Raw genomic sequence first — 20,503 nt, 5'->3', positions numbered from 1 at the left:
CATTGTGATTAGCGGTTGCGTTTTAAACAATCTGGCATAAAGTTAATCATATGATTGATTAACTTTGAGCGTGCCCCATGCCAGCTTCCGTCCCTCATCAGGCCGCCGGCCGAGCGCGCGGCGAGCAAACGCGCCGGCAGCTGCTCGCCGCAGCGACCGAACTGTTCGGCGAATGCGGCCTGGAAGGCGCCACCACCCGCGACATCGCCCAACGGGCTGGCCAGAATATCGCCGCCATCACCTATTACTTCAGCTCCAAAGAGGGGCTGTACCTGGCCGTGGCGCAGTCGCTCGCCGATTTCATCCAGCAGGCGTTCGCCCCGCTGGCCGAGGAGGTCGATCGCTTTGGGCAGCAGCCTGCCGCACAGCGATCGCCCGACGCGGCGCTGCGTTTGCTGCAGCGTGGCCTGCTGGCCTTCAGCGAGCTGATGACCCAGCCGCACACGCTGAATCTGAGCAAAATCATGTCGCGCGAACAGCTCGCCCCAACCGACGCCTATCCGCTGATCCACCGCCAAGTGATCGCGCCGATGCACGAACGGCTGTGCCGCCTGCTGTCGGCCGCCACCGGCATCGACGAACGCGCCGCCCGCCTCGTGTTGCATACCCATGCGCTGATTGGCGAGGTGCTGTCGTTCCGCGTAGCGCGGGAGACCATCCGCCGTCAGGCCGGCTGGCAAGAGATTGGTGAGGGCGAAGCGGCGCAAATCGCGGCGGTGCTGAGCGAGCATATCGAGATTTTAGTTATTGGGCTGCGCCAACGTCACGGCGCGTAAATTCAGGCAGGGAGTGTTATGAACAAAAAACGCAGTGCCTTGATCGTGTTGTTGATTCTGCTGATCGCGGCCGTCGCTTACGGGGTATGGCATTACCAACAGCAGCAGGAGCGGCCGCTGACGCTGTACGGCAACGTCGATATCCGCACGGTCAACCTCGGCTTTCGCGTCGACGGCCGCCTGGCGTCGCTGACGGTGGATGAAGGCGATACCGTTCAGCCGGGCCAGCTGCTCGGCAAACTGGACGATGCTCCCTACCGCAACGCGCTGCAACAGGCCGAAGCCAACGTCGGCAGCGCGCGCGCCAAACTGTCGCTGCTGCAGGCCGGCTATCGCAGCGAAGAGATAGCCCAGGTGCAGTCAGAAATGGCGCAGCGCCAGTCCGCTTTCGCCTACGCCGACAGTTTCCTGAAGCGCCAGCAAGGGCTGTGGGCGAAAAACGCCACCTCCGCCGACGCGCTGGAGGATGCGCGCACCGCCCGCAACCAGGCGCTGGCCAACCTGCAAGCGGCGAAAGACAAACTGTCGCAATACCGCAGCGGCAACCGCCCGCAAGAAATTGAACAGGCCAAGGCCGAGGTGGCGCAAAGCGAAGCGGCGTTGGCGCAGGCGCAATTGAACCTGCAAGACGCCACGCTGCTCTCCCCTTCCGCCGGCACGGTGCTGACCCGTGCGGTAGAGCCGGGCACCATGCTCGGCGCCGGCGGCACGGTGTTCACCCTGTCGTTGACCCGGCCGGTGTGGGTGCGCGCCTACGTCAACGAAACCAGCCTGAACCAGGCTGTGCCCGGCACCGAGCTGGAGATCTACACCGACGGCCGCCCCGGCAAGCCTTACCACGGCAAGATCGGTTTCGTCTCGCCGACCGCGGAATTCACGCCGAAAAGCGTTGAAACGCCGGATCTGCGCACCGATCTGGTGTACCGCCTGCGGGTGATCGTCACCGACGCCGACGATGCGCTGCGTCAGGGCATGCCGGTCACCCTGCGCTTCGCCAAACCCTGAGGCCGGCCATGGAACAGGCGCACACCATCGAGTTGGTAGGGCTGGAAAAGCGCTTCCCGTCGCTTGAGAAACCGGCGGTCGCCAGCCTGACCACCACCCTGCGCAGCGGCGCGGTCATCGGGCTGGTCGGCCCGGACGGCGCCGGCAAAACCACCCTGCTGCGCATGCTGGCCGGGCTGCTGAAGCCAAGCAGCGGCAAACTGCGGGTCGCCGGGCTGGATCCGATCGGCCAGGATCGCCAACTGCATGCGATCCTCGGCTACATGCCGCAGAAATTCGGGCTGTATGAGGATCTGACGGTGATAGAGAACCTGACGCTGTACGCCGATCTGCGCGGCGTCACCGGCGATCTTCGCCGCCAGACCTTCGAACGGCTGCTGAAATTCACCGATCTGACCCGCTTCACCGGGCGTCTGGCGGGCAAGCTGTCCGGCGGCATGAAGCAAAAACTGGGACTGGCCTGCACGCTGGTGGGCGAACCCCAGGTGCTGCTGCTGGACGAACCGGGCGTCGGCGTCGATCCGATCTCGCGCCGCGAGCTGTGGCGCATGGTGCACGAGCTGGCCAATGACGGCATGTTGATCCTGTGGAGCACCTCTTATCTCGACGAGGCCGAGCAGTGTCGCGAAGTGCTGCTGCTCAACGAGGGCGAGCTGCTGTTCAGCGGCGCGCCGCAGGATCTGACCCAGCGCATGGCCGGACGCACGGTATTGATCGCCGCGCCGCCCGGCAGCCATCGATCGTTGCTGCAGCGGGCGATCTGCCTGCCGGCGGTCACCGACGGCGTGATCCAGGGCAAGTACCTGCGCCTGATCCTGAAAGAAGGCGAAGATCATCGGCAGCTGCTGCAGACGCTGGATCTGCCGGACGCCGAACTGGACGAAGCGGATCCGCGCTTCGAGGATGCGTTTATCGATCTGCTCGGCGGCGGCCCCAACCATCGCTCGGCGCTGGCGGAGATCATGCCGACCGTTGACGGCAAAGGCGGTGAAACGGTGATCGAAGCGGTGCAGTTGACCAAGAAATTCGGCGATTTCGCCGCCACCGATCACGTCGATTTTCAGGTACGGCGCGGCGAAATCTTCGGCCTGCTCGGCCCGAACGGCGCCGGCAAGTCCACCACCTTCAAAATGATGTGCGGCCTGCTGGTGCCGTCCGGCGGCAAGGCGCTGGTGCTGGGGATGGATCTGAAGACCAGTTCCGGCAAGGCGCGCCAACGCCTCGGCTACATGGCGCAAAAATTCTCGCTGTATGGCAACCTGACGGTGGCGCAGAACCTGAAGTTCTTCTCCGGGGTCTACGGCCTAAGCGGCAAGGCGCAGCGCGACAAAATCGACGAGATGTCCCGCGCCTTCAACTTCGCGCCGATCCTCGATCAGACGCCGGATGCCCTGCCGCTCGGCTTCAAGCAACGCCTGGCGCTGGCCTGCGCGCTGATGCACGAACCGGATATTCTGTTCCTCGACGAACCGACCTCCGGTGTCGATCCGCTGACGCGGCGCGAGTTCTGGCTGCACATCAACGGCATGGTCGACAAGGGCGTCACGGTGATGGTGACCACCCACTTTATGGACGAGGCGGAATACTGCGACCGCATCGGCCTGGTGTATCGCGGCAAGATCATCGCCGCCGGCACGCCGGACGATCTCAAACAACAGGTAGCGCGCGACGACAACCCCAACCCCTCGATGGAACAGGCGTTTATCGAACTGGTGCAGGGCTACGACGAGGAGGAACCGCGGTGAGCGACAACCGAGCCCCAATCGACGACGGCGGCTTCTCCTGGCGCCGACTGCGCGCGCTGTGCCTGAAGGAGACGCGGCAAATACTGCGCGATCCCAGCAGCGGCCTGATCGCCTTCGTTATCCCGCTGATGCTGCTGTTTATCTTCGGCTACGGCATCAACCTGGACTCCAGCAAGCTGCATCTGGGCATTCTGATGGAGCAACAGAGCGAAGACGCGCGCGATCTGGCCCAGGCGTTCGCCGGTTCGCCCTATATCGAACCGACCATCAGCGACAACCGCCACCAGTTGATCCAGCAGATGCAGGCCGGCACGATCCGCGGCCTGGTGGTGATCCCGGTGGATTTCGACCAGCGCATGGCGCGCCCGCACGACAGCGCCCCCATCCAGGTGATCACCGACGGCAGCGAGCCGAATACCGCCAACTTCGTGCAGGGCTATGCCCAGGGCGTATGGCAAGTTTGGCAGCAGCAGCGCGCCGCCGATCGGGGGAGCAACGACAAGCCGCTGATTGACGTGCAGATGCGCTACTGGTTCAACCCGGCGGCCATCAGCCGGCACTACATCATTCCCGGCGCCATCACCATCATCATGACGGTGATCGGCGCCATTCTCACCTCGCTGGTGATCGCCCGCGAATGGGAGCGCGGCACCATGGAAGCCCTGCTCTCCACCCAGGTGACGCGCAGCGAGCTGCTGCTCTCCAAGCTGATCCCGTATTACTTCCTCGGCATGATCGCCATGGCGCTGTGCATGGCGGTGGCGGTCTGGGTGCTCGGCGTACCCTATCGCGGTTCGCTGCCGATCCTGCTGCTGATCAGCAGCCTGTTCCTCGCCAGCACCCTCGGCATGGGCCTGCTGATCTCCACCCTCACCCGCAACCAGTTCAACGCGGCGATGGTGGCGCTGAACGCCGCCTTCCTGCCGTCGATCATGCTGTCCGGCTTCATCTTCCAGATCGACAGCATGCCGGCCATCGTACGCGCGGTGACCTACATCATTCCGGCGCGCTACTTCGTCAGCACGCTGCAAACGCTGTTCCTGGCGGGCAACGTCGGCACCGTGCTGGCGATCAATCTGTTGTTCCTGATCGCTTCCGCCGTGGTGTTCATCGGCCTGACGGCCTGGAAAACCCAGCGCCGGCTGGATTGAGGAGAAAGAGCGATGTTTCATCGTCTGTTGACGCTCATCATCAAGGAAATGCAGGCGCTGCTGCGCGATCCGCAAACCCGCGCCATTTTAATCATGCCAGTGATCCTGCAGGTGCTGCTGTTCCCGTTCGCCGCGACGCTGGAAGTCACCAACGCCACCATCGCGGTCTACAGCGAGGACAGCGGCCAGGCCTCGGTAGAGCTGACCCAACGCTTCGCCAAGGCCAAAGCCTTCTCCCATGTCCTGCTGCTGCGCAATCCGCAGGAGATAAAGACCACCATCGACAACCAGCGGGCGCTGCTGCTGATCCGCTTCCCGGCGCAGTTCTCGCGCGATATCGCCACCGGCAATACCGCGCCGCTGCAGCTGCTGCTCGACGGGCGCAACTCCAACAGCGCGCAGATCGCCGCCAACTACGTGCAGCAGATCGTGCAGGAATATCAGAACGAGCTGCTCGGCAACCGCGCGAAACCCAACAACAGCGAACTGGTGGTACGCAACTGGTATAACCCGAATCTGGACTACAAATGGTTCGTGGTGCCGTCGCTGATCGCCATGATCACCACCATCGGCGTGCTGATCGTCACCTCGCTGTCGGTGGCGCGCGAACGTGAACAGGGCACGCTGGAACAACTGCTGGTCTCGCCGCTCACCACCTGGCAGATCTTTATCGGCAAGGCGGTGCCGGCGCTGATCGTCGCCAGCTTCCAGGCCAGCATCGTGCTGTTGATCGGCATCTTCCTGTATCAGATCCCGTTCGCCGGATCGCTGCTGCTGTTCTACGCCACCATGTTGATCTACGGGCTGTCGCTGGTCGGTTTCGGCCTGCTGATCTCGTCGCTGTGCGCCACTCAGCAGCAGGCGTTTATCGGCGTGTTCGTGTTCATGATGCCGGCGATCCTGCTCTCGGGGTATGTCTCGCCGGTGGAGAATATGCCGGTGTGGCTGCAGGATCTGACCTGGGTGAATCCGATACGCCACTTCACCGACATCACCAAGCAGATCTACCTGAAGGACGCCAGCTTCAGCATTATCTGGCGCAGCCTGTGGCCGCTGCTGGTGATCACTGCCACCACCGGCAGCGCCGCCTACGCGCTGTTCCGCCGCAAGATCGCATAAAAAAAGCTCTGCATGTCACATGCAGAGCTTTTTGATCGCCAAATACCCTAAGGCATGAAAGACGACGGATTTAGCGGCGGTTGCCGAAAATGCGCAGCAACATCAGGAACAGGTTGATGAAGTCGAGATACAGCGTCAGCGCGCCGACGATGGCGTACTTGCGGAAGCCGTCTTTATCATCGGCGTTCAGCTGCTCGCCCATCGCCTTGAGTTTCTGCGTGTCGTACGCGGTCAGGCCGACGAACACCACCACTCCGATGTAGGTAATCGCCCACATCAGCGCGGTGCTTTTCAGCCAGATGTTCACCAGCGAAGCCAGCACGATGCCGATCAGCGCCATGAACAACATGCTGCCGAAGCCGCTCAGATCGCGCTTGGTGGTGTAGCCGTACAGGCTCATCGCGCCGAACATGCCGGCGGTGACGACGAAAGTGCTGGCGATCGAGCTGTAGGTGTACGCGATAAAGATGCTCGACAGCGTCAGCCCGGTCAGCGCCGAGTACAGCATGAACAGCGAGGTGGCCACCGCGCCGCTCAGGCGGTTGACCATGCCGGAAATCACGAACACCAGCGCCAACTGGGCGATGATCAGACCGAAGAAGGTGATCTGACTGGAGAAGATGAAGTTGAGGATCGCGGGCGTATTGGCCGCATACCAGGAAACGAACGCCGTCAGCAGCAGACCGCAGGTCATCCAGCCGTAAACCTGCGCCATGTAGGCCTGAATGCCGCTGTTGGCACGTTCGACGATTGAACCATTAGAGCGTGGATATCGGTCCATGACGGTTACCTTTTGCGTTGTAAACAAGATTCCGAAGCCCCGTAAACGGGGCTTCGCCTGCTATAAGCGTACCACAGAATAGGCCGCGCGAAAGCGGCAAAGGTCTTGATTTGTTTCCGCTGTTGAGGCGTTATTTAGCCGCGTCATGCCAGCGCTGCGCGGCCTGACGATCGCTGTCGCGAGCGTCCACCCAACGATCGCCCTGGCCGGTCGCTTCGCGCTTCCAGAACGGTGCGCGGGTCTTCAGGTAGTCCATGATGAACTCGCTGGCGGCGAACGCCATGCCGCGGTGCGCGCCGGTCACGCCGACGAACACGATCTCATCGCCGGGATACAGCGCGCCGACGCGGTGGATCACCGTCACGCGCTGCAACGGCCAACGGCTGCGCGCCTCGGCCACGATCTCCGCCAGCGCCTTCTCGGTCATGCCGGGGTAGTGTTCCAGCGTCAGCGCGCTGACGTCGTCCCCGAGGTTATGGTTGCGCACCTTGCCGGTGAAGGTCACCACCGCGCCGTCGGCGTCGCACTGCGCCAGCCACTGATACTCGTCGCCGACGTTGAACGGCGCTTCGCCCACGCGAATGCGGGTGTTTTCCATGCTTACCCCCCGGTAACCGGCGGGAAGAAGGCCACTTCATCGCCGGCGCGCAGCGGGTGATCCGCCGCCACCAGCGACTGATTGACCGCCGCCAGCAGTTTGCCGGACTCCAGCGCCAGCGCCCAGCGATCGCCGCGCGCGCACAGCGCCTGACGCAGCGCCTCGACGGTCGGGTAATCCGCCGGCATCGACAGCGCGCCGGTGCCCACCAGTTCGCGCACCTGCGCGAAGAAAAGAATATCGATCATGCGTTCACCTTAAAATCACCGGATTTGCCGCCGCTTTTCGCCAGCAGGCGCACCGGGCCGATCACCATGTCTTTCTGTACCGCTTTGCACATGTCATAGATGGTCAATGCCGCCACCGAGGCGGCGGTCAGCGCTTCCATCTCGACGCCGGTTTTGCCGGTCAGCCGGCAGCAGGTTTCAATGCGCACCCGGCTGTGCTCCGTTTGCGCCTCCAGCTGCACTTCGACCTTGCTCAACATCAGCGGGTGGCACAGCGGGATCAGTTCCCAGGTGCGTTTGGCCGCCTGAATGCCGGCGATGCGCGCCGTGGCGAACACGTCGCCCTTGTGATGGCTGCCGTCGACGATCATCGCCAGCGTGGCGGGCAGCATGTCGACGAAGGCTTCGGCGCGCGCCTCGCGCACCGTTTCGGCCTTGGCGGAAACGTCAACCATATGGGCTTCGCCGGCGGCGTTAATGTGGGTTAGCTGTGTCATGACTCAGGGCTTCTTCAAATGGGGCTGGAAGTTGCACGGGCGATGGCGCGCGTCCAACTGCTCTTCGATAATCCGCTCCCAGGCGGTGCGGCAGGCGCGGGTGGAGCCCGGCATGGCGAAAATCACCGTGCGGTTGGCCAGGCCGGCCAGCGCGCGCGACTGGATCGTCGCGGTACCGATCTCTTCGTACGACACCATGCGGAACAGTTCGCCGAACCCTTCCACCTCTCTGTCGAACAGTGGCAACAGCGCTTCCGGCGTGTTGTCGCGCGCGGTAAAACCGGTGCCGCCGGTGATCAGCACCGCCTGCACGTTGTCATCGGCGATCCACGCGGAAACCCGTGCGCGGATCTGGTAAATGTCATCTTTGACGATGGCGCGATCCACCACCTGATGGCCGGCTTCCTGCGCCGCTTCCTGCAGATATTGGCCGGAGGTGTCTTCCGCCGCGCCGCGGCTGTCGGACACGGTCAGGATGGCGATATGCGCCGGAATAAACTCGCTGCTCGCATGGCTCATGGTTCAATAAGCTCCTATTGGCTGTCAGCCGCCGATAAACGACAGGTTCTGGGTGATCCCGCTGTTGCCCTGATGCAGGAAATGGGTCTGCTTCTTGCTCAGCAGCCCGCTCTGAATGCGCGCCTTCAGCGCGTCGAGCTGGCCGTCGTCCGCCAGCAGATCGCGCAGGGGCACCCCCTGCTCGCCGAACAGGCACAGATGCAGATTGCCGATGGAAGAAACGCGCAGCCGGTTGCAGCTGGCGCAGAAGTCTTTTTCATACGGCATGATAAGACCCACCTCACCCTGGTAGTCCGGGTGGCTGAACACCTGCGCCGGGCCGTCGCTGCGGCCACGCGCCTGGCGCTGCCAACCCTGCTGCTCCAGCTGCAGGCGAATCACTTCGCCGGAAACGTGGTGTTTGCGAAACAGTTCGCCCCCCTCGCCGGTTTCCATCAGTTCGATAAAGCGCAGCTGGATCGGCCGATCCTTGATCCAGGCGAGAAACGCGCCGAGTTGCTGGTGATTGACGTCGCGCATCAGCACGGCGTTGACCTTGACCTTGCTGAAACCGGCGCTGAAGGCGGCGTCGATGCCGTCCATCACCTGGCGGAACTTGTCCTGACCGGTAATGGCGTGAAACTGGCGGGGATCCAGACTGTCGATGCTGACATTGATCGCCGTCAGACCGGCGTCACGCCAGGCGGCGACGTCGCGCGCCAGACGGTAGCCGTTGGTGGTGACCGCCAACGTGCGGATGGCCGGATTTTCCCGCACGGCGGCGATGATCTCGGTAAAGTCGCGGCGCAGCGAAGGCTCGCCGCCGGTCAGGCGCACCTTTTCGGTGCCCAGTTCGGCGAACGCGCGGCTGACGCGGCGGATTTCATCCAGCGACAGGAAGCTTTTCGGGCTGCCGCTCGGCTTGTAGCCGTCGGGCAGACAGTAGGTGCAACGAAAGTTGCACACGTCGGTGATCGACAAGCGCAGGTAATAGAACTTGCGCTCATAAGCATCAATGAGTTGCGGTACCATAACACCTTTCCAAAGTCGGGAGATGCGAGCGTTTCCCCTCTGCACCCTGGTGGCTGACTTCGCCACGGCCCAAGCGCCATATCGTTCCGGATGAACAACGTAGGCGCAGGGGCTAGGAGTTTGATTTCTCTTCCCGCTACCTTGAGTAGCCGGAATGAAACCGTGGTTTTCAGCAGAATTCTAGCGCTAATCGGCAACGATAGCCAACGCGTTAATTCGCTATATAACTGTCTATACAGCGTTTTTAGACGCCGCGTAATCGGGTAAACCATGATAAACATCGCTTACGCGGGCGAATTGACCAGAATCACGCAAATGGCACTCTTTATCCCCTAAATAATGGGCGTCGCCTCCCGACGGCAAGCCCGCTCCCCCCAGAGGCAACGTCAAGGATAACGGGTATATCGCGTTTTTACGCCGGATCCGCTACCTTATGCGGGCAGTTCAGCCCCTTTGTAAGGAAATTTATGCGTAATCGTACCCTGGCCGATCTCGACCGCGTGGTGGCGTTGGGCGGCGGACACGGCCTGGGCCGTGTGATGTCGGCCCTGTCGTCCTTAGGCTCCCGCCTGACCGGCATCGTTACCACCACCGACAACGGCGGTTCCACCGGCCGCATCCGCCGTTCGGAAGGCGGCATTGCCTGGGGCGATACCCGCAACTGTCTCAACCAGCTGATCACCGAGCCGAGCGTCGCCTCGGCGATGTTCGAATACCGCTTCAGCGGCAACGGCGAACTGGCCGGCCATAACCTCGGCAACCTGATGTTGAAAGCGCTGGATCACCTGAGCGTGCGCCCGCTGGAAGCGATCAACCTGGTGCGCAGCCTGTTGAAGGTGGACGCGGCGTTGATCCCGATGTCGGAACAGCCGGTGGATTTGATGGCGCACGATCACGAAGGCAACCATGTTTACGGTGAAGTGAATGTCGATCAACTGGCCCATATGCCGCAGGAGCTGATGCTGTCTCCCCCGGTCAACGCCACGCGCGAAGCGCTGGACGCCATCGCGCAGGCCGACGTGATCCTGATCGGACCGGGCAGTTTTCTCACCAGCCTGATGCCGCTGCTGCTGCTGGACGATCTCACCCAGGCGCTGCGCCGCAGCAGCGCCAGCATGATTTATATCGGCAACCTCGGCCGCGAGCTGAGCGTGGCCGCCGCGGCGCTGTCATTAAAGGATAAGCTGGCGCTGATGGAAGAGAAGATCGGCCGCCGGATGATCGATGCGCTGATCGTCAGCCCGGCGGTAGACACCAGTGAAGTGCAGGATCGGGTGGTGATTCAGCAACCGCTGGAAGCGAGCGACATCCCTTATCGCCACGATCGCCAGCTGCTGCGCCAGGCGCTGGATCAAGCGCTGGTAGAGCTGGCCGACCGCCGTTGACCGAATTTAACCGTCTCGCCCGCGCAGCCAGGGATTATCGCTGGCTGGGGCGGGATGGCTGACCATATCGATATACAGATCTTCCACCTCTTTACGCGCCCAGGGCGTGCGACGCAAAAATTTCAGACTGGACTTGATGCTCGGATCGCTGCGGAAGCAGTTGATGCGAATGCGCGCGCCCAGCTCGGACCAACCGTAGTGATCCACCAGTTTATTCAGCAGTTGCTCCAGCGTCACGCCGTGCAGCGGGTCTTTAGACTGGTGTTGGCTCATGTTCGGTACTCTTCGTGGTCAAATCGGGCCGCACACCATAACAGCTTTGACGCGGCCGACAAGGAATTTTGACGCCCACAGCGCGGGCGCCGTCCAACGGTCAGGAAATCGCGATGAACTGCTCGCGCAGCTGGTGGATCTCGTCGCGCAACGCAGCCGCCTGCTCGAACTCCAGATTTTGCGCATGGGTATACATCTGCGCTTCCAGATCGCGGATTTTCTGATCCAGCGCTTTCGGCGTGAGGTTCTGCAGCTGAGCGCCGCTGTCCGCCGCCTTGCCCCTGCCTTTACCCTTGGCGCGGTTGACCGGCTGGCCAATCTGCAGAATGTCGCCGATCTTCTTGTTCAGCCCCTGCGGCACGATGCCGTTGGCTTCGTTGTAAGCCTGCTGCTTGGCGCGCCGCCGCTCGGTTTCACCGATCGCTTTGGCCATCGAATCGGTGATGCGATCGCCATACAGGATCGCCTTGCCGTTCAGGTTACGCGCCGCGCGGCCGATGGTCTGGATCAGCGAACGTTCGGAACGCAGGAAGCCTTCCTTGTCGGCGTCCAGAATCGCCACCAGCGACACCTCAGGCATGTCGAGCCCCTCACGCAGCAGGTTGATGCCCACCAGCACGTCAAACTCGCCCAGACGCAGGTCACGAATGATTTCGACGCGTTCCACGGTGTCGATATCCGAGTGCAGGTAGCGCACGCGCTCGCCATGCTCTTCCAGGTATTCGGTCAGGTCTTCCGCCATGCGTTTGGTCAGGGTGGTCACCAGCACGCGCTCGTTGATCGCCGCGCGCTTGCGGATCTCGGAGAGCAGATCGTCCACCTGAGTAGCGACCGGCCGCACTTCCACGATCGGATCCAGCAGCCCGGTCGGGCGCACCACCTGGTCGATCAGATCGCCGCCGGATTTCTCCAGCTCATATTTGCCCGGCGTGGCGGAGACATAGATGGTCTGCGGCGCCAGCGCCTCGAACTCCTCGAAGCGCAGCGGGCGGTTGTCCAGCGCCGACGGCAGGCGGAAACCGTACTCCACCAGCGTTTCCTTGCGCGCGCGGTCGCCCTTGAACATCGCGCCGATTTGCGGAATGGTGACGTGGGATTCGTCGACCACCAGCAGGCCGTCCGCCGGCAGGTAATCGAACAGCGTCGGCGGCGGCTCGCCCTCGGCGCGCCCGGAAAGGTAGCGCGAGTAGTTTTCGATGCCCGAGCAGTAACCCAGCTCGTTCATCATCTCCAGATCGAACTGGGTGCGCTGCGTCAGGCGCTGCTCTTCCAGCAGCTTGTTGTTGGCCAACAGCACCTTGCGGCGGTCCGCCAGATCGACCTTGATCTCTTCCATCGCCTGAATGATCCGCTCGCGCGGCGTCACGTAGTGCGACTTCGGGTAGATGGTAAAACGCGGCACCACCTGCTCAATCTGCCCGGTCAGCGGATCGAACAGCGACAGCCGCTCCACTTCGTCGTCGAACAGCTCAACGCGCAGCGCCAGCTCGTCCGACTCCGCCGGGAAGATGTCGATCACCTCGCCGCGCACGCGGAAGGTGGCGCGCTGGAAAGCCTGATCGTTGCGGGAATACTGCAGCTCCGCCAGCCGGCGCAAAATGGAGCGCTGATCGATGATCATGCCCTTGGTCAGATGCAGCATCATCTTCAGGTAAAGATCCGGATCGCCCAGGCCGTAGATCGCCGACACCGACGCCACCACCACCACGTCGCGCCGCTCCAGCAGCGCCTTGGTGGCGGAAAGGCGCATCTGCTCGATGTGCTCATTCACCGAAGCGTCTTTTTCAATGAAGGTGTCGGAGCTGGGCACGTAGGCTTCCGGCTGGTAGTAGTCGTAGTAGGAGACGAAGTACTCCACCGCATTCTCCGGGAAAAACTCTTTCATCTCGCCGTACAGCTGCGCCGCCAACGTCTTGTTCGGCGCCAGCACCATGGTCGGCCGATTCAGATCGGCTATCACGTTGGCGATGGTGAACGTTTTGCCCGAGCCGGTTACCCCCAGCAGCGTCTGGTGCGCCAGGCCGTCTTCCAACCCCTCTTCCAGTTTGCGGATGGCTTCCGGCTGATCGCCGGCCGGTTTGAAATCAGAATGCAGTTTGAAAAGTTTACTCATTGCTCGGCTACCCTGTGGAGATGCGCGCGCTCAGGCGGCCAGCCGGCTCTACGCCGGACGTGGCCCCTAATTATGGAAAGTGTCGGCGATTTGCGCCAGTGCCCATGATACTGGATATAAAACCAGCTTCAAGCGGATTCGTCGCTGCGCCCGGCAGCGCGGCAACGCCGTTGCACCGTGAGGTTACAGCGGGGTGACATTTTTATTGTCAATAACAGATTTATCCCCAGAACTTGCCGAAAATTAACTTATTGATAGCACCGCGGCGAAAAATCACACATAGAAACCCGATCAATGCCCTGGCGTCTTGATTTTAGTTAATTTATTGATAATTAATAGTTTTAATAAAAAGACGAGATTGCGGACAAAGCGAACAGAACCCGCGTCGGCTCTCGCTTTACAGCGTTTTTCTAAATCTAATGCACAAGGTTATCCACAGGAATAGTGGATAACTCTCACCGCCCCGCCCGTGGCGGGAGTTACAGAAAGAAAGCTTTTCGCCCTTTACACTCGCCAAAATGGCTTTTTTAGTTATTTTTTCATAAAAATATCGCTTTGTTTATGCCGATTAATACTAAAAATCCCCATTGCCAAAATCGCATTGCCCCCTTTCACGCCGATCGCGCTTGACGGCGGCGCAACGCCTTGCACCACGCCCACGCCGGAGAGCACCACAAGAGTGCAAAAAACGTCCGGGTTAACTTCCCGGCGTATTTTCAGGCCGCCGCGGCAGAGCGCGTCGGGCCTGACAGGCGGTTAACAAAGCGATAACACTCCCTCTTTTCGGCCAGTGGCAAAACTGGCCTGGGAGTTGCTTTATCTTCCCGCGTGCGAACGAGGCGCGACAGCATAATGCGCTGCCGAATGCGGCGTGCAACCGCCGCCTGGCTATGCCTCGTAAAAGCGCGAGAACGACACCAAGTCGTCATAAACGTCGTTTTTCACGACATATTGACTGTCTTTCCGTCCACCGCAGACATTGCTCAGGTGAATCGGAGGGACGGCATTTTGTTCCGGACATTGCCACACTCGGGAAATCAACCGCCAATGCGGCCTTTGCAGCACCCCACCAACGAGTGGAACGGGCGCCTATGTCTATGAGGAGAATGCCACATGCTGAGTCTGAGATCGGTCAATCAATTTTACGGGCAAAATCATACCCTGTGGGACATCAACCTGGAGCTGCCGCGCGGCCAGTGCACCGTGCTGCTCGGGCGCAACGGCGTGGGCAAGACCACGCTGGTCAACTGCATCATGGGGCATTTGCCGGTGGTGAGCGGCAGCATGACCTGGCAGCCGGCGGATCAGCCGCCGCAAAACCTGCTGCTGCAACCGATGGAGCGCCGCGCCGCACTCGGCATCAGCCACGTCCCGCAAGGGCGGCAACTCTTCTCGCAGCTGAGCGTGGAAGAGAATCTGCAAGTGGCGCAGATGGCCGTGCGCGGCGCCCCTTACCGCATTCCGCCGCTGATCTACAGCCTGTTTCCCAATTTGCGCCAGATGCGCACCCGCCGCGCCGGCGATCTGTGCGAAGGCGCTCAACGCCAGTTGGCGATTGGTCGTGCGCTGGCGCAGGAGCCGGCACTGCTGATCCTCGACGAACCGACGACGGGCGTACCGCCCTCGATCGCCGCCGACATCGGCAACGTGATCCGCAGGCTCAACTATGAGTTGGGCATGACCATTTTGCTGGTAGAGCATCAGCTGCCGTTCGTGCGCCGGGTGGCGGATCGTTTTTGTCTGCTCGATAGCGGGCGCACCGTGGCGCACGGCGCGCTGGCGCAGCTGGATGAGGCGCTGATCGGCGCCGGGCTGGCGGAGTGAGTGCTCGGGTTAGCGATTAGGTTGCTGTTGTATCAGTCACGGCCGGTCTGCGCCCAATAGGCATGGGCCGGCCATCTTTTCATACTCGATAGGGGTCACACCGACACCATAATATCGAGGGATGTAAGCATGACAGACAACAACGCGGCATTTATTCAATACGCGGATTTGCGCAACAAAAACTGGAGCCTGCAGGAACGTCTTAATATTGAAGGCATTTACGTCAGTTCGCGCGACGAACTGGTCGGCGCACAAGACTTTATCATCAAAACGTTAAAACGCCCTGCGATTGTCAGATTCGCCGCGCCTTTTGCCCTTTGGACGGCGCCTAAAACCGATATCAATGTCGGATTCGTCTATATCGACGGCAACGGTGTCAACGTCACTACCGAGATCCCCAACGGCACGGAAAGCGACCATAACTATTTCCTGCGCTGCTATACCAGCAACGGCGCGCTGGATAGCAACGTTCCTATTCGCCCGGCGCCTATCATGAAAGATTTCACCGTAAAGGGCATCGGCGCCAGGATTAACAACAGCAAAGATGAAACGACGATCGAATACACCTATATCGACGGCGTCCGTTTCGATTCGCCTGAAGGCCCGCTGGGCAACTTTTCCGTCAATAACGTCTATATTTCCGGCTTCTACTACGGCCTGTACTACGGTACCAATGCCTATATCGCCCACCACTACGCCTGTGAAGTCATTCGCTGTTTTGAGTGCCTGCATATGCCTTCAACGAACAGCGGCGCCCAAAACTTCGGTGAAGGCATCAACTTCTTCGGTGGCACCCTCGGCAATTCCCAGGGGCTGGCCGTTCGCAACGCTAACCCCAACGGCGCCTTCCGCCTGTTCGGCACTTCGATCGACTATGCCGGCTCGATTGCCGACGTTGAGGCCGGTAGCATTGAATTGCATGGCTGCCATATGGAATTCAACAACGGTAATAGTCCGCTCACGGAAATTCCCTTCCGTTGCAGCGCCAATCAAAATGCATCGCTGTTGATTCACGGCGGCGAAATCATCGTCGCCGGCGGCCGACTGGCGCAAGCGTCGCTGTTTTACGCCGAGGCCGGCAGTAGCGGGATTATCGTCGACAGCGTGAAGTTCTATGGCGTACGAACCGCCAGCGGCCGCTATTTCAGCGGTACCGGCGACTTTGTCATCGTCAATAGCCGACTGGATGGCGGTGGGGGTGGCGCCGGGATCCAGACGCTGGTCGGCGCCGTGAATAACAAGTTAAAAGACGGTGAGTTCGCCTTTTCCGCTAAGCCGTTTGGCTGGGAAGTGACAGGCGGCACGATCAGCGAGCCCTTTACCTCAGACGCAGTGACTATCAGTATCGAAGCTGGCGCGGGCGTCAACGGCAGCAATGCCCTGAAAGTGACCAAGTTGGGCAACGCCAATACCAACGCCGGAGTGAGAGTGATCGTGCCCGCCGCGCAATATGAGCAGCTGGGCGCCTGTTTTACCCTGAAAACGGTCAACGGCGGTACCGGCAATCTGTTCGCGACGCTGCAATATGCCTGTATCCAGGACCATGCGGACAACGGCGTCTCGCTCATCGCCAAAGCCGCGCCGGCAGCCTGGGACGCCGCCTTGAAAGCCGATGCTTACGCCGAGTACACCGAATATCGTTTCAACGCCAATCGACGAAAAGTCCCGGTCTGGGCGACCCATGTCATCCTGACGTTCAACCTGTTTGCCCTGGCGAAAAATGGCGTGCTTTATCTCGATAACGCCTGTATTACCGCTATGTAAAAGCCAACGCCGGGTCATAAGACCCGGCGTTGTGATTCATCAGCCAGAACCTCTCACTGCGCCAGCAAGCTGATATCCAGATACTGCCCCAGCGGCGCCCGTTCGGCCTGCGGCAGGTGCGGGATTTCGCCCAGCAGCGGCGCGGGCAGCATACGGCGCAGCGTAGCCAGGTATTCCTGATGCCGCCGCCCCGGCGGCGCCACGTCGTTGGCGATCCAACCGGCCAGCTTCAGCCCGGCCTGTTGCACCGCCTGGGCCGTCAGCACCGCGTGGTTGATGCAGCCCAGCTTGATGCCCACCACCAGGATCACCGGCAGTTGCTCTTGCCGCACCCAGTCGGCGAAGGTGTACTCCGCCGACAACGGGGTAAACCACCCGCCGGCCCCCTCGACCAGCACCCAGTCGGCGCGCAGCTCCAGCCGGCGCAGGCCGTTGGACAGCCGCGCCGCGTCGATCGGCCGGCCTTCATCGGCGCTGACGATATGCGGCGAGGTCGGTTCGGCAAATACGTAAGGGTTCACTTCGTCGTAATCCAGCGCCACACCGCTGTTGGCCTGCAGCGCCAGCGCGTCGCCGTTGCGCAGCCCCTCGGCGGTCATCTCGCTGCCGGAGGCCACCGGCTTATAGCCGGCGCTGCGGTAGCCCGCCCGGTTGGCGGCCTGCAGCAAGGCGCTGCTGGCGACGGTTTTCCCCACTTCGGTGTCGGTGCCGGTCACGAACCAACGTTTACTCACGATAAATCACTCCATAAGCCAGATGATAGCTGAGCGGGAACTGCCCCTGCCGGCACGGGTAAGCCGCCTGCAGCGCGGCGAGGCGGCCGCGCGACATCAGGCCGCCCTCGCGCCCCTGATGCAAATGCGTCGCCCCGATGCCCTTGAGCGAACGCATCAGCGTCATCACGTCCGGGTAGTTCAGGATACGCAACTCCGTCACCAGTTCGTGTCGATAGGCGGCGCAGGCGGTGCGGATCTGCGTCAACGGCAAAAAGGCGTTCACGTGACGTTCGCCGTCCACCTGTTGCCAGGCGTCCCCCAATTCCTGCAGCGAGCCCGCCGCCAGCGTGGAAAACAGGATCACGCCGCCGGGACGGGTCACGCGATACAGCTCTGCCAGCGCGGCAGGCAGATCGCTGCACCACTGCACCACCAGGCTGCTGAAACAGATGTCCATCGCCGCATCGGGCAGCGGCACCTGTTCGATATCGCCCAGCAGATAATGATGCGCCGCCTGCCGTTGGCGGGCGACGTCCAGCATGCCCGGCGCCAAATCGAGCGCGGTCACCCGTTTGCCGCGCTCACGCCACATACGGCTGAAATAGCCGGTGCCGCAGCCGGCGTCCAGCAGCTGTTCGCCCGGGTGGGAACTCCCCATCCCCAGTAAGCGCTCGCCAACGTCACGCTGCAGCTCGGCGGCGGCGTCGTAGCTGCCGGCCGCGCGGCTGAAGGCCGAGGCGACCGCCTGTTTGTTCACTGTGTCATTGGCTGACGTCATTCAGTACCTCCAGCAGGCGATCGATATCCTGCGGCTGATGCGCCGCCGTCAGGGTAATGCGCAGCCGCGCGCCGCCCGGCGGCACCGTCGGCGGGCGGATGGCGCTCACCCACAGGCCGCACTCGCGCAGGCGGGTCGCCAGATCGAGCGCGCGCTGATTATCCCCCACCAGCAGCGGCTGGATGGCGGTGTCGGAATCTGTCAGGGTCAGCGCCAGCGGCGCCGCGCCCTGACGGAAACGCCGAATGTTGTCCTGCAGCCGGGCGCGCAGGTCATCGCCCTCTCGAATGCAGACCAGCGCCGCCTGCAGCGCGCAGGCCTGTGCCGGCGGCATCGCGGTGCTGTAGATCAGATGGCGGGCGAACTGCAGCAGATACTCGGCGGTCGCCTCATCGCACAGCACCGCCGCGCCGCTGACGCCGAACGCCTTGCCGAAGGTCGCCACCAGCAGTTCAGGGCGCACGCCCTGCTGCCAGCAGCTGCCGCGGCCTTGTTCGCCGCGCACGCCGATGCCGTGGGCGTCGTCCACCATCAGCCAGGCGCCCGCCGCACGGGTTAAGCGATGCAGCTCTGCCAACGGCGCGCCGTCGCCATCCATGCTGAACACCCCTTCGGTGACCGCCAGCCGCTGCCCGTCGCAGGGTTTGGCCAGCAGATCCGCCAAGGCCTGCGGTTGATTGTGCTGGAACCGGCGCAGCTCGGCCGGCGACTGCGCCGCCGCCTCCAGCAGCGAGGCGTGGCTGAGACGATCGGCCAAAATGCGATCGCCCTTTTGCATCAACGCCGCCAGCACCGCCTGGTTGGCGGCGTAGCCGGAGATGAACAGCAGCGCGCGCGGATAGCCGAGCCACGCCGCCAGTTGCTCTTCCAGCGCCTGATGCGCTGCGCTAAAACCGGTCACGTGGCCCGAACCGCCGCTGCCGACGCCGTAACGCTGCGCGCCCTGCTGCCAGGCGGCGATCACCCGCGTATCCTGGCTCAGCCCCAGGTAGTCGTTGCCCGAGAAGTTCAGATAGAGACGATCGCCGAGCCGGATCTGGCGGCCGTTGCCGCCCTCGGTGGTCTGTCGCCGGCGGTAGGCGGCGTTCAGGCGCCGCTCAGCCAGCGCCTGCTCGATGCGTTGCTGCCAGCTCATCACGGCGCCGCGTTGTAAAACTCGGCGGTATCGGCGTTCAGCAGTTGCTTGGCCAGCACCTGCTGTTGCTGGTTGTCGCCGTGTTCGGTTGCGGTCTGCTGCGGGTTGAGCCCCAGCTTGCGGAACAGCTGCAGGTCTTTGTCTTCTTCCGGATTCGGCGTGGTCAGCAGCTTGCAACCGTAGAAGATCGAGTTGGCGCCGGCCATGAAGCACATCGCCTGCGTCTGTTCGTTCATCTGTTCGCGGCCTGCGGAGAGACGGACATAAGAAGATGGCATCATGATGCGCGCCACCGCGATGGTGCGGATGAAATCAAACGGATCGACGTCATCGTTATCCGCCAGCGGCGTGCCTTTCACCTTCACCAACATGTTGATCGGCACGCTCTCCGGTGGTTTTGGCAGGTTGGCCAGCTGCACCAGCAGCCCGGCGCGATCGCGCACCGTTTCACCCAGCCCGACGATGCCGCCGGAGCACACTTTGATGCCGGCGTCGCGCACCTTGTCGAGCGTATCCAGGCGCTCCTGGTAGCTGCGGGTGGTGATGATGTTGCCGTAGAACTCTGGCGAGGTGTCGAGGTTATGGTTGTAGTAATCCAGCCCGGCCTCCGCCAGCCGCTCGGCCTGGGTGCCATCCAGCGTGCCCAGCGTCATGCAGGTTTCCATGCCCATCGCTTTCACGCCCTGCACCATTTGCTGCAGATAAGGCATATCGCGCTCGTGCGGGTTCTTCCACGCCGCGCCCATGCAAAAACGGGTCGAACCGTTCGCCTTGGCCTTGCGTGCCGATTCCAGCACCTGCTCGACCTGCATCAGCCGCTCCGACTCCAGGCCGGTCTTGTAGCGTGAGCTCTGCGGGCAGTATTTGCAGTCTTCCGGGCAAGCGCCGGTCTTGATCGACAGCAGCGTGCTGACCTGCACCTGACGCGGGTCGAAGTGCTGGCGGTGTACGGTTTGCGCTTCGAACAGCAGTTCCAGCAGCGGTTTATCAAACAGGGCCTGGGCTTGCCCTACTGTCCAGTGAATGCGGTCGGCCATCATGGCGTCTCCAAAACGAAAAAGTGTCGCCAGTTTAAATATTGTGGAT

21 protein-coding genes and 1 riboswitch are annotated in these 20,503 nt (G+C 62.0%); of the genes, 8 read left to right on the top strand and 13 right to left on the bottom strand.

The annotated features are described in order from the left end of the window. Positions 1-77 precede the first annotated feature (77 nt). From cecR to EDY99_RS03340, 5 genes are read left to right on the top strand one after another with little or no spacing between them, the layout of a single operon-like run. Positions 78-776 (top strand): transcriptional regulator CecR, encoded by a 699-nt coding sequence (gene cecR / locus EDY99_RS03360; RefSeq protein ID WP_123061461.1) that lies wholly within the window; start codon positions 78-80, stop codon positions 774-776. 18 nt (positions 777-794) lie between these two features. After that, on the top strand, positions 795-1,781 hold the full coding sequence (gene hlyD, locus EDY99_RS03355) for a secretion protein HlyD (RefSeq protein ID WP_033642244.1): 987 nt from the start codon (positions 795-797) through the stop codon (positions 1,779-1,781). Between the two features lie 8 nt (positions 1,782-1,789). Beyond that, the gene (locus EDY99_RS03350) at positions 1,790-3,526 is read left to right on the top strand and encodes an ATP-binding cassette domain-containing protein (protein ID WP_122016864.1); all 1,737 of its coding nucleotides are present in this window, start codon (positions 1,790-1,792) and stop codon (positions 3,524-3,526) included. Further along, on the top strand, positions 3,523-4,677 hold the full coding sequence (locus tag EDY99_RS03345; protein ID WP_123061460.1) for an ABC transporter permease: 1,155 nt from the start codon (positions 3,523-3,525) through the stop codon (positions 4,675-4,677). The genes EDY99_RS03350 and EDY99_RS03345 overlap by 4 nt, the downstream gene beginning before the upstream one ends. Before the next feature lie 12 nt (positions 4,678-4,689). Further along, entirely contained in the window at positions 4,690-5,796 is a 1,107-nt protein-coding gene (locus EDY99_RS03340) for an ABC transporter permease (protein WP_033652362.1), read from the top strand. A 70-nt stretch (positions 5,797-5,866) separates the two neighbouring features. Here the strand turns inward: EDY99_RS03340 and EDY99_RS03335 are convergent, their stop codons facing one another. From EDY99_RS03335 to moaA, 6 genes are all read right to left on the bottom strand, one after another. After that, entirely contained in the window at positions 5,867-6,577 is a 711-nt protein-coding gene (locus EDY99_RS03335; RefSeq protein WP_004939761.1) for a Bax inhibitor-1/YccA family protein, read from the bottom strand. A 130-nt stretch (positions 6,578-6,707) separates the two neighbouring features. Next, the gene (gene moaE, locus EDY99_RS03330; protein WP_033642239.1) at positions 6,708-7,175 is read right to left on the bottom strand and encodes a molybdopterin synthase catalytic subunit MoaE; all 468 of its coding nucleotides are present in this window, start codon (positions 7,173-7,175) and stop codon (positions 6,708-6,710) included. A gap of 2 nt (positions 7,176-7,177) precedes the next feature. Then, complete coding sequence (moaD, locus tag EDY99_RS03325; RefSeq protein WP_004939768.1) at positions 7,178-7,423, bottom strand: molybdopterin synthase sulfur carrier subunit; 246 nt, start codon at positions 7,421-7,423, stop codon at positions 7,178-7,180. Further along, a complete protein-coding gene (gene moaC, locus EDY99_RS03320; RefSeq protein WP_025301929.1) occupies positions 7,420-7,899 on the bottom strand; it encodes a cyclic pyranopterin monophosphate synthase MoaC in 480 nt (159 codons plus the stop codon). The genes moaD and moaC overlap by 4 nt, the downstream gene beginning before the upstream one ends. A gap of 3 nt (positions 7,900-7,902) precedes the next feature. Further along, on the bottom strand, positions 7,903-8,418 hold the full coding sequence (moaB, locus tag EDY99_RS03315; RefSeq protein ID WP_033642238.1) for a molybdenum cofactor biosynthesis protein B: 516 nt from the start codon (positions 8,416-8,418) through the stop codon (positions 7,903-7,905). A gap of 24 nt (positions 8,419-8,442) precedes the next feature. Then, entirely contained in the window at positions 8,443-9,429 is a 987-nt protein-coding gene (gene moaA / locus EDY99_RS03310) for a GTP 3',8-cyclase MoaA (RefSeq protein ID WP_016928681.1), read from the bottom strand. Beyond that, positions 9,416-9,560: riboswitch (molybdenum cofactor riboswitch) on the bottom strand. Its footprint overlaps the gene before it by 14 nt. A 336-nt stretch (positions 9,561-9,896) precedes the next feature. On the opposite strand from moaA, the gene yvcK reads away from it, so the two are divergent. Next, positions 9,897-10,814, top strand: a complete 918-nt coding sequence (yvcK, locus tag EDY99_RS03305) for a uridine diphosphate-N-acetylglucosamine-binding protein YvcK (protein WP_089196741.1) — start codon at positions 9,897-9,899, stop codon at positions 10,812-10,814. Between the two features lie 6 nt (positions 10,815-10,820). Here yvcK and EDY99_RS03300 read toward each other — a convergent pair whose 3' ends face one another. The 3 genes from EDY99_RS03300 to EDY99_RS24885 form a co-directional block, all read right to left on the bottom strand. Next, positions 10,821-11,087, bottom strand: coding sequence for a VF530 family DNA-binding protein (locus EDY99_RS03300; RefSeq protein WP_004939783.1), 267 nt, complete (start codon positions 11,085-11,087; stop codon positions 10,821-10,823). A 100-nt stretch (positions 11,088-11,187) separates the two neighbouring features. Continuing rightward, the gene (uvrB, locus tag EDY99_RS03295; protein ID WP_033642236.1) at positions 11,188-13,200 is read right to left on the bottom strand and encodes an excinuclease ABC subunit UvrB; all 2,013 of its coding nucleotides are present in this window, start codon (positions 13,198-13,200) and stop codon (positions 11,188-11,190) included. A gap of 531 nt (positions 13,201-13,731) precedes the next feature. Beyond that, positions 13,732-13,860 (bottom strand): hypothetical protein, encoded by a 129-nt coding sequence (locus EDY99_RS24885; protein WP_255326645.1) that lies wholly within the window; start codon positions 13,858-13,860, stop codon positions 13,732-13,734. 453 nt (positions 13,861-14,313) lie between these two features. Between EDY99_RS24885 and EDY99_RS03290 the strand changes: the two genes are divergently transcribed. Beyond that, complete coding sequence (locus EDY99_RS03290) at positions 14,314-15,024, top strand: ATP-binding cassette domain-containing protein (protein ID WP_033642235.1); 711 nt, start codon at positions 14,314-14,316, stop codon at positions 15,022-15,024. Positions 15,025-15,153: 129 nt separating this feature from the next. Next, complete coding sequence (locus tag EDY99_RS03285; RefSeq protein ID WP_047025675.1) at positions 15,154-16,788, top strand: hypothetical protein; 1,635 nt, start codon at positions 15,154-15,156, stop codon at positions 16,786-16,788. A 53-nt stretch (positions 16,789-16,841) separates the two neighbouring features. Here the strand turns inward: EDY99_RS03285 and bioD are convergent, their stop codons facing one another. From bioD to bioB, 4 genes are read right to left on the bottom strand one after another with little or no spacing between them, the layout of a single operon-like run. Beyond that, positions 16,842-17,522, bottom strand: a complete 681-nt coding sequence (bioD, locus tag EDY99_RS03280) for a dethiobiotin synthase (protein WP_060659819.1) — start codon at positions 17,520-17,522, stop codon at positions 16,842-16,844. Then, complete coding sequence (gene bioC, locus EDY99_RS03275; protein WP_033652357.1) at positions 17,515-18,282, bottom strand: malonyl-ACP O-methyltransferase BioC; 768 nt, start codon at positions 18,280-18,282, stop codon at positions 17,515-17,517. Before bioC ends, bioD begins: the two co-directional genes overlap by 8 nt. Beyond that, complete coding sequence (gene bioF / locus EDY99_RS03270; RefSeq protein WP_060659821.1) at positions 18,266-19,417, bottom strand: 8-amino-7-oxononanoate synthase; 1,152 nt, start codon at positions 19,415-19,417, stop codon at positions 18,266-18,268. Before bioF ends, bioC begins: the two co-directional genes overlap by 17 nt. Then, complete coding sequence (bioB, locus tag EDY99_RS03265) at positions 19,417-20,454, bottom strand: biotin synthase BioB (protein ID WP_033652413.1); 1,038 nt, start codon at positions 20,452-20,454, stop codon at positions 19,417-19,419. The genes bioF and bioB overlap by 1 nt, the downstream gene beginning before the upstream one ends. Between the last annotated feature and the right edge of the window lie 49 nt (positions 20,455-20,503).

This window comes from Serratia sp. LS-1, assembly GCF_003719595.1.
GTDB classification, from domain to species: Bacteria; Pseudomonadota; Gammaproteobacteria; order Enterobacterales; family Enterobacteriaceae; genus Serratia; species Serratia ureilytica.
Note: the sequence above shows the minus strand (reverse complement) of the source record. Positions and strands in the feature narration are given on the sequence as shown.